12 protein-coding genes and 1 pseudogene are annotated in these 15,991 nt (G+C 61.7%); 6 read left to right on the plus strand and 7 right to left on the minus strand.

Annotation, left to right across the window (positions count from 1 at the left end; translation table 11 throughout):
* Positions 1–112: 112 nt before the first annotated feature.
* Entirely contained in the window at positions 113–1,897 is a 1,785-nt protein-coding gene (locus AAZU54_RS19140; protein WP_186552982.1) for a monovalent cation:proton antiporter-2 (CPA2) family protein, read from the minus strand.
* Between the two features lie 133 nt (positions 1,898–2,030).
* Complete coding sequence (locus AAZU54_RS19145) at positions 2,031–3,005, minus strand: GlxA family transcriptional regulator (protein ID WP_405129735.1); 975 nt, start codon at positions 3,003–3,005, stop codon at positions 2,031–2,033.
* Between the two features lie 135 nt (positions 3,006–3,140).
* Between AAZU54_RS19145 and AAZU54_RS19150 the strand changes: the two genes are divergently transcribed.
* Together AAZU54_RS19150 and ycaC are read left to right on the plus strand one after the other, a co-directional pair.
* The gene (locus tag AAZU54_RS19150) at positions 3,141–3,503 is read left to right on the plus strand and encodes a helix-turn-helix domain-containing protein (RefSeq protein WP_186552980.1); all 363 of its coding nucleotides are present in this window, start codon (positions 3,141–3,143) and stop codon (positions 3,501–3,503) included.
* 59 nt (positions 3,504–3,562) lie between these two features.
* The gene (ycaC, locus tag AAZU54_RS19155; protein WP_186552979.1) at positions 3,563–4,189 is read left to right on the plus strand and encodes an isochorismate family cysteine hydrolase YcaC; all 627 of its coding nucleotides are present in this window, start codon (positions 3,563–3,565) and stop codon (positions 4,187–4,189) included.
* Positions 4,190–4,220: 31 nt separating this feature from the next.
* Here ycaC and AAZU54_RS19160 read toward each other — a convergent pair whose 3' ends face one another.
* Positions 4,221–9,320, minus strand: coding sequence for a trifunctional serine/threonine-protein kinase/ATP-binding protein/sensor histidine kinase (locus AAZU54_RS19160; protein ID WP_434727517.1), 5,100 nt, complete (start codon positions 9,318–9,320; stop codon positions 4,221–4,223).
* Positions 9,321–9,582: 262 nt separating this feature from the next.
* Here AAZU54_RS19160 and AAZU54_RS19165 point away from each other — a divergent pair, with 262 nt between their 5' ends.
* Together AAZU54_RS19165 and AAZU54_RS19170 are read left to right on the plus strand one after the other, a co-directional pair.
* Entirely contained in the window at positions 9,583–10,578 is a 996-nt protein-coding gene (locus tag AAZU54_RS19165; protein ID WP_186552977.1) for a response regulator, read from the plus strand.
* Between the two features lie 29 nt (positions 10,579–10,607).
* On the plus strand, positions 10,608–10,958 hold the full coding sequence (locus tag AAZU54_RS19170; RefSeq protein WP_186553234.1) for a response regulator transcription factor: 351 nt from the start codon (positions 10,608–10,610) through the stop codon (positions 10,956–10,958).
* A 42-nt stretch (positions 10,959–11,000) separates the two neighbouring features.
* Here the strand turns inward: AAZU54_RS19170 and AAZU54_RS19175 are convergent, their stop codons facing one another.
* The 4 genes and pseudogenes from AAZU54_RS19175 to arsN2 form a co-directional block, all read right to left on the minus strand.
* The gene (locus tag AAZU54_RS19175) at positions 11,001–12,302 is read right to left on the minus strand and encodes an Nramp family divalent metal transporter (RefSeq protein WP_186552976.1); all 1,302 of its coding nucleotides are present in this window, start codon (positions 12,300–12,302) and stop codon (positions 11,001–11,003) included.
* A gap of 174 nt (positions 12,303–12,476) precedes the next feature.
* On the minus strand, positions 12,477–12,728 hold the full coding sequence (locus tag AAZU54_RS19180) for a DUF2790 domain-containing protein (RefSeq protein WP_186552975.1): 252 nt from the start codon (positions 12,726–12,728) through the stop codon (positions 12,477–12,479).
* Positions 12,729–12,870: 142 nt separating this feature from the next.
* Positions 12,871–13,320, minus strand: a pseudogene (locus AAZU54_RS19185) (ATP-binding protein); the annotation flags it as partial.
* Between the two features lie 328 nt (positions 13,321–13,648).
* Entirely contained in the window at positions 13,649–14,269 is a 621-nt protein-coding gene (gene arsN2, locus AAZU54_RS19190) for an arsenic resistance N-acetyltransferase ArsN2 (protein WP_434727518.1), read from the minus strand.
* A gap of 50 nt (positions 14,270–14,319) precedes the next feature.
* On the opposite strand from arsN2, the gene AAZU54_RS19195 reads away from it, so the two are divergent.
* Both AAZU54_RS19195 and AAZU54_RS19200 read left to right on the plus strand, forming a co-directional pair.
* Positions 14,320–14,676, plus strand: a complete 357-nt coding sequence (locus tag AAZU54_RS19195; RefSeq protein WP_434727519.1) for a metalloregulator ArsR/SmtB family transcription factor — start codon at positions 14,320–14,322, stop codon at positions 14,674–14,676.
* Between the two features lie 29 nt (positions 14,677–14,705).
* Entirely contained in the window at positions 14,706–15,989 is a 1,284-nt protein-coding gene (locus AAZU54_RS19200; protein WP_434727520.1) for an arsenic transporter, read from the plus strand.
* Positions 15,990–15,991 lie beyond the last annotated feature (2 nt).

Below are 15,991 nucleotides of genomic sequence, written 5' to 3' on the forward strand. Positions count from 1 at the left end.
CACAAGTACAGCGCTGCTTTGAAGCTTCGCGCTGTCCCTGTGGGAGCGGGCTTGCCCGCGAAGGGGCGCAAAGCGGCCCCAAATGTACCCGTCTGGCTTTTGCCTGAGCCGCTCAATCGGCATCAGACTCGAACAAGCGTTGCAGCTCCTCCCGCGCCTCCTTGGCGTTCTGCATTACCTTGGCGCGGTCATCACGCACACGGCCCTGGGTCTCCAGTACCTGTTCGTCATGCTCGGTGAAGCGCTCGATACGATCCGCCGCCTGCTCCTCGGTCAAGCCCAGGCCAACCAAGGCGCGCCGGGTCATCTCCAGGCTGGAGTAGAAGGTTTCCCGAATCGGTACGGCGCCAACGTCAGTCAACTTGTGCACATGCTGGCGGTTACGTGCCCGGGCCAACACTTTCAAGTGCGGGTAGAGGCGCTTGACCCGTTCGGCAGTGCGGGTGGTGATCTCAGGATCATCCGTGGTGATCACGAAATACTCGGCCTCGCCGACCTTCGCCGCATGCAGCACCTCGGCGCGCAGTGGGTCGCCATAGAACACCGGTACTTGTTCGAAGGTGCGGGTCATTTCGATGGCGTCCACCGACGTGTCGAGGGCGATGAAGGGGATGTTCTGCGCGCGCAGGATGCGCGAGACGATCTGGCCCATGCGGCCCATGCCGACGATCACCACGCGCGGCGCATCGGTCTGGATCTGTTTGTACTGTTCGGGCACTTCGCGGGCGGCTTGCGGGCGCTTGAGCAGGCGTGCGCAGATGATCAACAGCAGCGGGGTAGCCGCCATCGACAGGGTGATGGTCATCAGCAGCAGGTCATAGGTGTAGGCGTCGAACAGGCCTTGGTCCTTGCCCAGCTTGAAGACCACGAAGGCAAACTCGCCACCAGCCGCCAGCACCACGCCCAAGCGCAGCCCATTGGCTTTGTTGAGGCCGCCGATGCGCCCGACCAGCATCAGCAGTGGCAGTTTCACCGCCACCAGCAGCAGCGTCAGGCCCAGCAGCAGAAGGGGGGCCTCGAGCAGCAGGCTGAGATTTGCGCCCATGCCCACACTGATGAAGAACAACCCCAGCAGCAAGCCTTTGAACGGTTCGATCTGTGATTCCAGCTCGTGGCGATACTCCGAGTCCGCCAACAGCAGGCCGGCCAGGAAAGCGCCCAGGGCCATGGAGATGCCGGCTTCTTCCATCAGCCAGGCGGTACCGATTACTACCAGCAGCGCAGTGGCGGTGGAGACTTCCGGCAAGCCGGTGCGGGCGACGATGCGGAACACCGGGCGCAGCAGGTAACGACCGCCGACGATGACCACCGCGATGCTGGCGAATACCTTCAGGCCATGCTCCAGGCTGTCGCCATGACTGGTCTCCGGGCCACTGGCAGCCAGCAGCGGCACCAGTGCGATCAGGGGAATTGCGGCGATGTCCTGAAACAGCAGGATGGCAAACGCCAAGCGGCCATGCGGCGCGTTGAGCTGCTTACTCTCGGCCAGGCTTTGCAGGCCAAGCGCAGTGGAGGAGAGCGCTAGGCCCAGGCCCACCACCAGCGCCGCCGGCAGCGATTGGCCGAAGCCGAACACGGCAATGGCGCCAATCACGGCGCCGGTCAGCAGCACTTGTGCCAGGCCCACGCCGAAGACCGCCTTGCGCATCAGCCACAGGCGTCGAGGCGAAAGCTCCAGGCCGATGATGAACAGCAGCAGGACCACGCCCAGTTCAGAGATATGCGCGACGCTTTCGGTATCACGGATCAGCCCCAAGGCCTGTGGGCCGATGGCGACCCCGGCGAGCAGATAGCCGATTACGGCGCCCAGTTGCAGGCGCTTGGCCAGAGGCACGGCAATGACGGCGGCAAGCAGAAAGATCACCGCGGTTTGTAAAAGGCTGCCTTCGTGTGGCATCGCTCGGACTCCATGAGCTGCTACGGGGCAGCGTTGATAGGTGGAGGGCGGATTGTGGGGTGCCGGTGAGGTTTGGACAATCTGGCTCGCGTGAGACTGATTGTCTCCTTCAAGGTGACAGTCAGTTGTGCCCTCAGCCCTCGCCAAACTGCGCGCGATACTGATTCGGCGTCATCCCGATCCGTTCGCAAAACACCTTGCGCATGTGCCGATCGCTACCAAAACCACTGCGCGCCGCCACTACCTTTAACGCAAGGTCGCTACCTTCAAGGAGTTTGCGGGCGTGGTCGATGCGTGCATTTTGCAGGTACTGCAGGGGTGTCAGGCCCACCTCGCGGTGGAAGGTGCGAGCAAAATTGCGGCTGCTCATGGCCACCAGCTCGGCCATTTTTTGCACGGTATACGCTTGGTCGATGTGATCGACGATATACGCCTGGACCCTGGCGATAGGTGAGCCATCGCGCGGTACAGCGGCAAGCAAGGGCCCGTAGGGCAACTGGCCGCCCTGGCGATGGCGGGCCACCAGCAGCACCTTGGCCACTTCCAAGGCCAGCGCTTTGCCGTGGTCTTCGGCGACCACGGCCAGGGCCAGGTCGATCCCGGCGGTAATTCCGCCCGAGGTGATCAGGTTGCGGTCAATCACGTAGATCTGCTCGGTCTCGACCTTCGCTTCGGGAAACTGCTGGGCCAGGCGCTCCACGTAGTTCCAGTGGGTCGTGCAGCGAAAGCCGCCGAGCAGGCCGGCGCGGCCGAGCAAGAACACCCCGGTGCAGATCGCGCCAAAGCGCTTGGCGCTGGCTACGGCCTGGGGCAGCCAGCTTTCCAGCCCAGGCAGTGCCAGGTCATAGGCGCCCGGTCCGCCAGGTACCAGCAACAGGTCAATGTCGCCGGGCAGCTGCTGCAAGCAGAGGTCAGCCACCACCTGCAAGCCACAGGAGCTACGGATCTTGCCTTCGCCCTCTGCCAGGGTAAGCAGGCGGTAACGGCGCTCTGCTGGCAAGAAGCGGTTGGCCAGGGCGAACGCGTCCATTGGGCCCGTCACGTCGAGCATCAGCACATCATCGAACAGGACCACTGCCACGGTTTTGTGAGCATGAGGCTGCTGCATAACCCATATACCTCTTGAATCTGTGCGGCATCTTAACAAGGCGCGGGCGGCACAATTAAGAACTATTAAGCTTTGCCTCAGGACTTTGTCATGAGCCGGCGGCGAGACTGCTCCCATTGAAAGAGGAGCCTCGACATGCCCACCCAGACCGAGCCAGGCGCACTTACGGCCGGGCGTCTGCATCGAGCCAAGGAGCTGATGCTGCGCAGCGACCTGTCGATCATCGAGATCGCCGCGGTGTGCAACCTGACCCGCAGCCACTTCTCTCGCGCGTTCAAGATCAATACCGGGCTGTCACCACAGGCCTGGCGCCTGCTGGCGCGGCTGGAGAAGGCCAAGCAACTGCTGGTCACTGAAGCGCCAATCACCCATGTCAGCCTGGAGTGCGGGTTTTTCGACCAGTCGCACTTCACCCGTGTCTTCAGCCGCCTGGTCGGGCAGCCGCCCAAGGCCTGGCGCCAGTCGGCTAGATCGCAAGTTCCGAGCTACCACCCTTAAGCCATTTCTATCCCTATGGATAGGTCTGAAGGGTGTTCCCAACCCAAGGAGTTACCATCATGAGCAATCCCGACTACAAGCGCCTGAACAAAGATGATGCCGTGGTACTGCTGGTCGATCACCAGACTGGTCTGATTTCGTTGGTCCAGGATTTCTCGCCCAACGAATTCAAGAACAACGTCCTGGCCCTGGGCGATCTGGCCAAGTTCTTCGGCCTGCCGACCATTCTGACCACCAGCTTCGAGCAAGGCCCGAACGGCCCGCTGGTGCCCGAGCTCAAGGAAATGTTCCCGGACGCGCCGTACATTGCCCGTCCAGGGCAGATCAACGCGTGGGACAACGAAGATTTCGTCAAGGCGATCAAGGCCACTGGGCGCAAGCAGTTGATCATCGCGGGCGTGGTCACTGACGTGTGCGTGGCGTTCCCGACCTTGTCGGCACTGGCCGAAGGCTTTGAGGTGTTCGTGGTGACGGATGCGTCCGGCACCTTCAACGAAACCGTGCAGCAGGCGGCGTGGGTGCGCATGACCCAGGCCGGGGCGCAGATGATGAACTGGTTCTCGGTGGCGTGTGAGCTGCACCGTGACTGGCGCAACGACATCGAAGGCTTGGGCAATCTGCTGTCGCAGCGGATTCCTAACTATCGCAACCTGATGAACAGCTATTCGGCACTCACGGCCAAGTAATACCGCGGGGGCGCTGCGGCGGCCCCAGCTTTCAGGGCAGCGTCACCATAATCCGGCAGCCGCCCAGCGTCGAGGCCTGCACACGCAGACTGCCGCCATGCGCCTGCACGACTGAATTGCAGATCGCCAAGCCCATCCCCAAGCCACTGGCCTTGGTGGTATAGAACGCATCGAAAACTCGCCCTTGCTCCTCTGGCGCGATGCCTGGGCCGTTGTCATCCACACTGATTTCAACGCCTGCCTCGCCAAGGGTGCAGGCAATCTGCAGCACCCCGTCAGTGCGAAAATCGCTTAGCGCTTCCAGGGCATTGGTGATCAGGTTGAACACCAGTTGCTGAATCTGCACTGCATCGACCTTGGCGCTTACCCCAGGCTGCAGTTGCGCCTGGACCTTCACCGCAGCCCTGAGCGCATCGGATGACGTCATGCGGATAACGTCTTCGAGCAACTCATCCAGCCTGGCCACCTTGAGCTGCATCGGCGTCTGCTTGGCCAGGGCGCGCAACGCCTTGACGATGCTCGCCGCCCGTTCGCTGTCGGCGCGGATGTCTTGCAGGCCGTCGATGGCTTCCTCAAGGTTGGGCTGTTCGCGCTTGAGCCAGCGCAGGCTGGCCGCGGCATTGGAGGCGATGCCCAGCAGGGGCTGGCTGATTTCGTGGGCGATCGAGGCGGACAACTCGTTCATCACCTGCAGGTGCGAGCTGCGCGCAAGCTCGGCACGCGAGTGGCGCAGTTCCGCGGCCATCTGCGCGCGGGCCTGGTTGTCTTCGGCCAGGCGGGTATAGAACTTGGCCGTCTGGAGCGATACTGCGGCCTGCGAGGCGAGGATTTCCAGCATGGCTAGCCGCTGGCTGCCGAACAGGTTGGGCACCAGTCGATTTTCCAGATAGACCAGGCCGATCAACACCCCTTGAATCACCAGCGGCAGGCACAGCACCGAGCGCGCGCCGCGCGCTTGCAGGTCGTGGCGGAAGGCCTCGGGGCAGTCGGACAGGGCGTCATGCAGCAGCAGCGGCTTTTTGGTGCGCATGGTCGCGTTGATGATCGACAGCGGCGCTTGGGTGATGAACTTCTGGCAATCTTCCATGCTCACTTGCAGCCCGCCGTCGCTGATGGCTGCGCTGGCGGCCATCTGGAACTCGGCACCGCTGACGATCAGCAACGCGCCGTGGTCGGCACCGGAATGCAGGGTCAGGTGGCCCATGAGCGTTTCGATCAGCCCTTCAAGCAGCACTTCTTCAGACAGCGCCCGCGCAGCCTGGATGCCGGCTTCAAGGTCCAGGCTGGCCTGGGAGGTCGAGCGATAGGTCTCCTGAATCGGCTGGGTACGCAAAAACGGGTGCAGTGTTTCCAACTGACGCACCTTGCCGGCTGCCCCCCAGATATGGAAGCAGTCGCGGGCAATACGCAGATGCAGGTTGGCCCCGGATATCAGACCGCTGGGGATGCACACTTCGGCCAGTTGCTCGTGGGCCAGCGCTTGCTCATGAATGAAGCCTGCGGCGGTAGCGGCGATCTGCGCCTGGTCAAAGCAGCGGATGGCTGCCAGTCCATCGCCGTCGAGTTTGGCGATCACCCCTTCGATCAACAGCAGTTTGTTGCGGAAGGTGACTGGATTGAACTGTGCCCACTGGCTGAACAGCTCGCGCAGGCGGCTCAACTGTTCACGCTTGTGCTCAAGGCTGCCGGGCGCTTCCGGGCTGCCCAGGGTCAAGCCGCAAAACAGGTGATAGTCGGCCAGGTTGATATGCGCAGGCGCTGCCCAGGTCAGGGGTGCGGCGCGTTCGAGGGCGACCACGGCCTGGTTGATATCCCCCAGGTAGAACGCCGACATGCCCTCGAACAGCCGCTTGAAGAATAACGTCGTGCGCGAAGTGGCGTGGGTTTCCAAGGCGTCGTAGAGCGCGCTTTCGAGGCTGTCGCGGTGGGCTTCGCCACCTTCGCTCAAGGCGCTCACGAAGGCCTGTTGGGCCAGCAGGATCTGTTCGATATCGCGATAGCCATACTGGCGCACAGTAGCCAGGCCGAGTTGGATTTCCTCGGCAACCGAATGCAAGTGCTGGCCCATCACCAGCGAATCGGAGACCAAATGGTTGCAGGCGTAGCAGGCCATCGCCAGGTCGCCGCTCAAGCGTCCCGAGTCGATGGCTTGCTGCGCGGTGCGCCGGGCGAAATCCATCGACGCAGTCCAGGCGCTGACTTGGTCGAGGGCTAGCAGGGTGCTGGTCAGGTCGACCTCAAAGCCGTACCGCTCGATCAGCTTGAGCGCCGCCAGGCAGTAGGCGTGACCATCGTGATACGCACCAAAGCGCTCTGCCGCCATCACCCCGAACCAGGCCAGGCCGTAGGTACTGCCGGGAGCAACGCCGTGCGCGAGGGTCAGTTCGAGGATTTTCGCCAGGTGCAGGTAACGGATATCGTCATCGATGAAGAAGGAGCAAGACAAGGTCGCCAGTAGGCCAATGGCGACGATGACTGTTTCGCTCTCGGCCTTGGGCAACGCCTCAAGGCAATGCCGGCCGCGCTGTTCGATCAGCGCCTGGATGCTGCGCAGCTGAGTCTCGACCTGAAGCGCGTCGTTGCCACGGCCTAGCTCGATGCCCAGCAGGCGCAGGCCTTCAAGCGCATCGTTGATCGCCGCGTCATAGTCTGAATGCAGGGTTTTGAATCGCGCGCGCAGTTTGCAGGCGATGGCCTGGTCGAGCGGCGAGCGCGCCCGTTTGCTGCATTCGCCGATCCGCTGCTGGGCTTGGCTCATGCGCGACAGCAGCATGTCGCATTCTGCCGCCATGCAGGCAAGGCTGAAGGCGTGTCGGTAGTCGACCGCTGGCGAGCCGCAGGTCTGTAGCAGTTCTTCGCCGGCGTTCAGATATCCAGCGGCTTGCTCGTGCGAGGCCGAGTCACGGGCGCGGCGTGCCGCCTCCATCAGGAGAATCAGGTAGGCCTCGCACTCCTCAGTGCTGAACACAGACTTTTCTGCACGTTGGACCTGATTGGCGATCTCGAACACTGCATCGGCCAGCGCGTTGCGCCACACGTATTTCATCACCCGGGCGATCTGGGCATGCTGTGCAGCGCGCTCCGGAGCGGCAGTCAGCAGGTAGGCGGCTTCCTCCACGCGGTCGTGCGAGAAACTCAAGCCGTGCTGGCTGGCCGCAAGAAAGCCTGCGTCCAGCAAAGCGTTGAGATGCTCGCCCAAGCGATCGTGGTCGATCGTCACCAGCTTGGCCAGCAGCGGTGGGTCGAAGCGCCCGCCAGCGGCGCCGGCGACCCGCAGGATCTCCCGTTGCGCCGCTGGCAAGCGGCCCAGGCGATGGATCATCAGGTCGGCGACATTGTCGGCATAACGGTGTTGGGCCACAGCTTCGAGAGACCACGACCAGCGCATGGCCAGGGGGTCGAAGGTGAACAATTTGTCTTCGACCATGGCTTTGAGGATTTGCCGAGCGAACAGCGGGTTGCCGGCGGTTTTCGCGTGCACCAGTTCAGCGACCTGCCGGGCGTCGTCAGTGGTGACGTGATAGCGCTCGCTGATCAGCTGGGCGACGGCATCGACCGGCAGCGCCAGCAGCTCCAGGTGATGGCTGTGCAGCGGGGTCAAATGGGTGGAGTTGGCCAGTTCGTAGGCTTTGCCAGCCGGGTTGCCGGCAGCATTGCAGCGGCTGGCAAAAATCAGCAGCAGGTTAGCCGGGGAGCGCGCGAGCAACTCCCTGAGCAGGTGCAACGAGGCGTCGTCAGCCCACTGCAAGTCGTCGAAAAAAAGAATCAATGGCCGGCCAGGCGCGGTAAACAGTTGAAGGAAATCGACGATTGCCCGCAACTCCTTTTCCAGTGCCAGCCGAGAGGGTTGTTGCGGAAGTTCGGCCATTGGCCCGATGATCAGCTTCAGCTCTGGAGCCAGCGTGCCGAGCAAGCGGCCGCGGTTTTGGATGCGCTGCTGGATCTGGCTGCGGATGGTCTCCAGGTCTGCACGGTTCTTGGCCAGCAACTGGGTGGTCAGCGCACCTAGGATATCGACCCACGGGGCGTAGGGGATGGCCTGCTCCAGGCTGTTGCATTTGCCGGCCGCCCAATAGCCGGCGTCATGATCGCGCAAGGCCGCCTTGACCAGGCTCGATTTGCCCATGCCCGTCGCCCCGCTGATGAACAGCGCTTGGGCTGTGCTGTCACGACGCAAGGTCTTGAGGATGCGGGCGATGGACTGCAACTCGCTGCTGCGGCCATACAGGCGCTCGTGGGTGCAGGGCATGGGGTCGGAGCAGCCCAGGGTAAAGGTCGCGATCGTCTGGCTCGCCTGCCATTGACGCTGGCAATGGGCAAGATCGACGGCCAGCGCCTGGGCGCTCTGGTAACGCGCATCAGGCTCTTTGGCCAGTGCCTTGGCGAGGATCAGGCTGATCGCCTGGGGCACGTCTGGGCTGAGCTCGGCGGCGGGGCGGGGCAGAACGCCTGCGTGCAGCTGGCGCCAATGCTGCTTGTCGCGACCGGCCAGCGGTAGTTCACCCACCAGCAGTTGGTAGAGGATGGCGGCTAGGGCGTAGAGGTCGCTGCGTCGGTCGCTGCTGGCGCCGTGTGGGCAAACCTGCTCGGGCGCAAGGAAGGACCAGGTATCGGTCGCTGTACCCTGATCACTGATCCGCTCGCCGCTGTCGGCCTGGAACCCACCGAGCTTGACCCGATTATCAGCGAGCAATACGACATGCTGCGGCTGCAACGCGCCATGCAAGACCCCGGCCTGATGGGCCTGCGCCAGCGCCTTGCTGGCGTTGACCGCGATCTGCAGAAACGCGCGCAAGGTAGGCCGTCCTTGGGCGATGACCTCGGCCAGCGATTCACCTGCTGGGTAGACCAACAATGGGCCTTCGGCCGAGCGCACGAATGCACATGGCGTGACAGCCCATTCAGGGTCGAGCCGCAGTCGGTAGTCGCGCTCCAGACGCTGGCAGGCAGCCGGCGATTCCACTGGCGCGCGTATCGCCGTCCAGGCTCGAGCAGAACGTGCGTCCCACAAGCGGAAGTAGCTGAGCTCGCCCTCCTGTGTCAGCAAGGCAGTATCGCAACGGTTGAGCCAATCTTCATCGATCGACGGATCGTGATCGATAGGCCATTGAACGAGGCGTTCACCCAGCATCGCGCATCCCCTGCAGCCTGCATTTTCCACGCGAGTATACGCAGCGGACCCGGCGCGAATGCCCGTTGTAGGCGGCTTGGCAGGAATGGGAACCAATCTGACCGTTCTGGATCCTGCGCCGCGGCCTTTGCTCGATTGCCGCGTGCCTTGGAGGTGTATCCTCAGGCCAACCTATCCCTCGGGATAATTGTCTGAACGCGCACGCTCACCTAGATTGCACAGGGCTGCGCAACCGCCTTGGCCTGTGAAACTTGAGACGATCATGATCCGACTAGGCAATGCGCTGGTGTCGCTTGAGCGACGAGAGGCTTTCCTCGACGGCAAGCCATTGCCTCTGGGTGGCCGTGCGTTCGATGTCCTGGCGATGCTGGTCAGGGCCAAGGGCCGCGTGGTTAGCAAGGAAGAGCTGTTCAGCCAGGTCTGGGCGGGCACCGTGGTCGAGGACAACAATCTTCAGGTGCAGGTATCGCTGCTGCGCAAGATGCTCGGTGACAAGCGCCTGATCCAGACCGTCGCCCGTCGAGGCTACCGGTTGGCAGTCGATATTGCCGCAGACCTTGCGTCATTCGCCCATAGCCCTTCATTCAACCTCGATCCCGACCTGCCGCCACCGAGCGACGATGGCGCCGCTGTGCCGGTTCTGGTGGTGGACGACGATCCGTCGGTGCGCTCCGCGCTGGGCAGGTTGTTGCGGGTAGAGGGTATCCCTCACCGGCTTTACGCCTCGGCAGAAGAGCTGCTGCAAGCGCGGTGGGATTCGCCTTATGCCTGCCTGTTGCTGGACATCAATCTGCCAGCCGCCACTGGGCTGGAGCTGCAGGACATGCTCGGCAAGCTCGACTTGCCGTGGCCTGTGGTGTTCATGACCGGCTACGGGACTATTCCCATGGCGGTGCAGGCAATGCGCGCGGGGGCGATCGAGGTGCTGACCAAACCGTTCGACGAGCAGCAGCTGTTAACGCTGCTCGATGTCGTACGTTTGCGCGCGGTGGCGGCGGGCAGGGCGTGGCAGCATGCGCGACAGGTTAAAGACAAGTATGCGCGCCTCACTACTCGCGAGCGCCAGGTGTTTTCGCTGGTGGTCAGTGGGCTGTCGCACAAACAGATCGCCAAACACATCGGAACCAGCGAAGTGACGACCAAGGTGCACAAGAAAAACATCATGAACAAGATGCAGTCGCGCTCGCTGGTCGATCTGGTCTCGATGCACAACGTGGTCGCTGGCTGCGGTAGCGTCGAGGGCCAGGGCGCCGCATGAACGGACCCGTTTCAACCGCCAAGGCTTGGGTGTGCATCGTCGACGATGATGCGTCCGTTCGCAAAAGCCTGGCCAACCTGTTGCGCTCAGCAGGCTTCGACCCGCTGCCGTTCAGCTCGGGGGAGGCATTCCTCGGGTCTGGGTTGGCGCGTGAGGCGGGCTGCGCCTTGCTCGACTTGAAAATGCCGGGGCTCGGTGGCTTGCAGGTTCTGCGTGAACTGGCGGCGATGGGTTGGCGCTTGCCAGTGATCTGCATGTCTGCACACTGGAGCGATGCCGGGCTGGATGAGTCGATGCGCGAAGGGGCGGTGGCCTGTTTGCGCAAGCCATTCAGCGAAGAGGCGTTGTTGCAGGCAATAGGCTTGGCCTTGGCTGTTTGATGCCGGGGCCGCGAAGCAGCCCCGGGCACGTTGTACGATGACTTAGGTGAACAGATCCACACCCAGCTGGAACGCTACCCACAACGCAAGGCCGGTGGCGAAGGCCAGGGCAATATTCTCGAACAGGTTGTTGCGGTACTCCTTGCTCAGCAGCGACTTCTGGTTGGACATGATCAGCAAGCCCAGCGAGATCACCGGCAAACCGACGATGTTCAGTGCGCTGACCCCGATGGTCAGGGTGACGAAGTCCGGCATGCCGGGGATCGACCAGATCAGCGGCGTGACCAGGATGAACAGCATGAACCAGCGGTGCGCAGGGTCCTTGTGGAACTCCTTGCCATAGCGCTCGCGCCGCTGTGGCCGCACGTGCTGGAAGGCGTCGGTAATCAGCATCGGGAAGGCAGTGGTCTTGCCCGAGATGCTGGCGAACAAGGTCGCGAACACGCCGATGAAGAAGATGTACCAACCGATCGGGCCGAAGAACATTTCCAGGGCCTTGCCCAGGTCGCCCAGGGTGTTCACTTCGATGCCATTGGGACGCAGGATTTCTGCGCCGACGATCCAGATCGCCAGGTTGATCACGATGCCGACGAACACCGCGAACAGCAGGTCATTGCGCTGCACGCGCTTGTGCTGCGGGCCGGTCCAACCTTTCTGGCGCATCACGTACGGGTGGACGAAGTTGGCCACCGAGCCTGCCACCGCACCGATCACCGACACCGCGACCAGCATGGCGCCGTGCACGCCTTCATCAGCAGGGATGCTAAAGCCGATGGTGCCTTTGACGATGCCGACCACATCGGGGCCAGACATCACCGCCAGGGCGAGAAACGCCAGGGTCATCACTGCCAGCAGCAGCTTCATCACCCCTTCGATCATCGAATAGATATTGCGCCCGACCAGCATCCACACCGCCAGCACCACGGCCATCGAGCACAGCAGCGGATAGTCGATGCGCAGCAGCATCGCCAGCGCTTCGCCAGCACCCTTGATCATGTAGGCATTCATCAGATGGCCCATGAGCAAGGCATAGCCGAGCATGAACCAGGCAAACACCGGATGCAGTTGGGCGTAGCCCTGGAGAATGGTCATGCCCTGGTTATTGCACAGCTGGAAGCGGGCAATGATGTTGACGATCAGGTAGCGCAGCAGCAGTGACACTGCCAGCACCCACATCATCGCGTAACCGTAGTTGGCCCCGGCCACCGACGAGGTGATCAGATCACCTGCGCCGAGCCAGGACAGCACGGCAATGATGCCCGGCCCGAGCAGTTTGACTACCCGAGAAAGGCGGCTTTGCGAGGGCGTGGCAGTTTTGCCCTCCACGGAAGGTATGCTCGTCATCGATGGTGTCTCCGTTATTTTTGTTGTGAGAGCCGGCGCAGTCGAACACAGTAGATAGGATGTCGTACAACTAAAATTACGCGCTAAATATTACAAGATGTTTCTAAGCCAGCGATGGCCTTTTAACACGAAAGGGCCGCAAAGCGGCCCTGTTCGGTGTGTCTGGACTCAAACTCAGTTCTGATTGGCGAGGGTGTTGGGTTGGCTGTAGCTCACCTGGTGTACCTGGCCATTGCTGTCGCGGTAAGTGAGTGTGGCGGTACTGCTGTGGCCTTGAGGGTTTGCCGGGGCCTGCACGCTGATCACCTGATCGATGTCCATGCCGTAGTGGTAGGCGCGGACTTCACCGGACTGGGCGAAGGCACTGGCACTGCTGGCAATGGCGAAGGTGGTAGCGGCAATGGCGAAGCTTTTGCGAAGGGTCATGATCGTTCTCCAGATTAGTCGGTAGTGGGCGACGACTGCTTGCTGTCTGGAGGCAATATTGAGCGCAAATAGTTAGCGCGCAAAATATATTGCTGCTATGGCTGGGATTGAACCGGTGTATGGGCATCCCAACCCGCTCCTGTCAGGACCCTGGCCGATACTGCAACGCCTCCGCCAGGTGCGTGCGTGCGATGTCCTGCACCTGTTCCAGGTCGGCCAAGGTCCGTGCGACCTTCAGTAATCGGTGCGCCGCACGCAGCGACAAGGTCAGGCGTTCGCAGGCGTTTTCCAGCCAGCGCTGGTCCTCGGCGCTCAAGTGGCAGTGCCGGCGTAGACCCTTGAGGTCGAGAAAGGCATTGGCGCAGCCTTGGCGGCGCTGCTGTACGTCGCGAGCTTCGGCGACCACGCGGGCGACGTGGGCGCTGGTTTCACCGCTGGGGGCGTTGGTCAGCACGGTGCTTTCGCGGGCCACGGTCAGGTGCAGGTCGATGCGGTCGAGCAGCGGGCCGGAGAGCTTGTTGCGATAACGCTGGATCTGCTCGGTGCTGCAGCGACAGCGTCCGCTGGGGTCGCCCAGGTAACCACACATGCACTGTCGACATAATATCAATGGACAAGCGCTGAAGGCGGCGTAAACGAACGGTTTGAGCTGATCATAAAGTGTCCATGGATATCTTGAATGAACGTGGACATCAGACCCGAAAATGTCCATAGGCGATGGGATTTAGTCATTGGCTGGGCAATTGCACTCCACTTGACCACGATTTTGCATTGCCGCTGACCGGTCATCTGCATTCGACTCGATCAGCCGGTTGCATCGGATCTGACCAGCACAGTAGGAGCGCCTTGACCGGCATCTATCGACCCGTAGCAGTCCTCGACAGCCCTCGGACTCGTTCCTGGGACACCTGAGAACGAACTCACTGACGTCCGTGGAGGCGAGTTACCTGTGGTGACACCGAGTTTGTGTCGCCAAGTTCCTTCACCATGTAAACCGCAGACGTCGAGCAGAGGCTGTTGAACTCCTCCGAACTGGAAATTGCCTTTGGGGCTTGGGATCGGTCTCTCTGCGCATATCCCCGAGCCTCGAAGAACTCGGGTGCTGTTGTGGTCAGCAGATGAAGGCTTTGGGCTCCGTCAGCTTCCGCTATTCGCTCAAGTGTTCTGAGCAGCAGGGTACCGATCCCTGACTTTCGCTGGGCCGGTACGACAACCAGTGAGCGAATCAGACGAGTCCGACCGCTTCCTTCAATGCCCCCATATCCCAGCTCCGTTTCTCCCCGGTGAAAGGAATAGAACATTCGACCGGGCTGCAAAAGGTCTTGGGTCGGCAAGCCCGCTGCAGTCAGATGCGCAGCTAGGCCTTGGATTTGATCGGTACCAAGCAATCGGACAGAGATATCAGACTGGTTCATTGGCGACTCTGGGGTGGTATCGACGCCCAGTATAGGGCCCAGAGCGCGGGCTTTTTCCAGTTCTATGACGTCTCGTAAGGAGAGGCGATTGTAAATATCTGCTTTACCGCATATTCGATTCAACATATATTCGGATTTCCAGATATTGGCCGTGCACACATTCCTCAGGAGGGCACATGCGGGAAACACTGACTCCCCCCATCGTTTTCAAATGCCTGGCTGATGACACCCGGGCCCGGATGACCCTGCTGATCGCCCGTGAAGGCGAACTCTGTGTCTGCGAACTTACCCACGCGCTGGAGCTGAGCCAGCCGAAGATCTCCCGCCATCTTGCCCAGTTGCGCGAGGCTGGAATCCTGATGGATCGACGCAAGGGTCAATGGGTGTATTACCGACTGCACCCCGAACTTCCGCATTGGGTGGACGCAATGTTGAAGGGAGTGGTCGATGCCAACCAGGAATGGTTGAGCCCCGATGCATTGCGCCTTGCCGAAATGGGCGAGCGGCCGCAGAACCCTATTGCTTGTGCTTGAGACTTTCCTTCGCTGATTGAGTTGTAGTCATGCTGATCGCATTTCTGATTTTTCTTGTGACGATCGTTCTCGTCATCTGGCAGCCCAAGGGCTTAGGCGTGGGCTGGAGTGCAGCTCTAGGAGCTGTCGTGGCGCTGGTGGCCGGCGTCGTGAGCCTGTCCGATATTCCAGTGGTCTGGCAGATCGTCTGGAACGCCACCGCAACATTCATCGCCGTCATCATCATCAGCCTGCTACTGGATGAGGCGGGGTTCTTCGAGTGGGCGGCATTGCACGTGGCCCGCTGGGGCAATGGCAGCAGCCGCAAGCTGTTCGCCTTCATCATCCTGCTGGGCGCCGCCGTCTCGGCTCTGTTCGCTAACGACGGTGCGGCACTGATCCTGACCCCGATCGTCATCGCCATGCTGCTGGCCCTGCGCTTCTCTCCGGCGGCGACGCTGGCATTCGTCATGGCGGCGGGCTTCATCGCCGATACCGCGAGCTTGCCGCTGGTGGTGTCCAACCTGGTGAATATCGTTTCCGCCGACTACTTTGGCATTGGCTTCAGCGAATACGCCTCGGTCATGGTGCCGGTGAACCTGGTCAGCATCGCTGCCACCCTGGGAATGCTGCTGTGGTTCTTCCGCAAGGACCTGCCGCGTACCTATGAACTCGACCAACTGAAGGCTCCCGAGGCCGCTATCCGCGACAAAGCGACGTTCGTTGCCGGCTGGTGGGTGCTTGCGCTGTTGCTGGTCGGCTTCTTCGCCATTGAGCCGCTGGGCGTTCCGATCAGCGCCATCGCTGCTGCCTGTGCGCTGATCCTCTACCTGATCGCCGCGCGCGGGCACGTGATTTCTACCCGCAAGGTGCTCAAGGACGCGCCTTGGCAGGTCGTGGTGTTCTCGCTTGGCATGTACCTCGTGGTCTATGGCCTGCGTAACGCCGGGCTCACCGAATATCTGACGCAGATCCTCAATGTTTTCGCCGGCTACGGGATCTGGGGCGCATCCCTCGGGACGGGGCTGCTCGCTGCTGGCCTGTCGTCGGTCATGAACAACATGCCCACTGTGCTGGTAGGGGCCTTGTCGATCCACTCCGCCGAGGCCACCGGCATCGTGCGCGAGGCCATGGTCTACGCCAACGTCATCGGTTGTGACCTTGGTCCGAAAATCACCCCTATCGGCAGCCTGGCCACCTTGCTGTGGCTGCACGTGCTGGCCCGCAAGAACATCGTCATCACCTGGGGTTACTACTTCCGTACCGGCATCGTCCTGACGCTGCCGATCCTGCTTGCCACCTTGGCCGCATTGGCCATCCGCCTGAGCTTTTGAAC

It is taken from the genome of Pseudomonas sp. Je.1.5.c (assembly GCF_051129895.1).
Taxonomy (GTDB): Bacteria; Pseudomonadota; Gammaproteobacteria; order Pseudomonadales; family Pseudomonadaceae; genus Aquipseudomonas; species Aquipseudomonas urmiensis.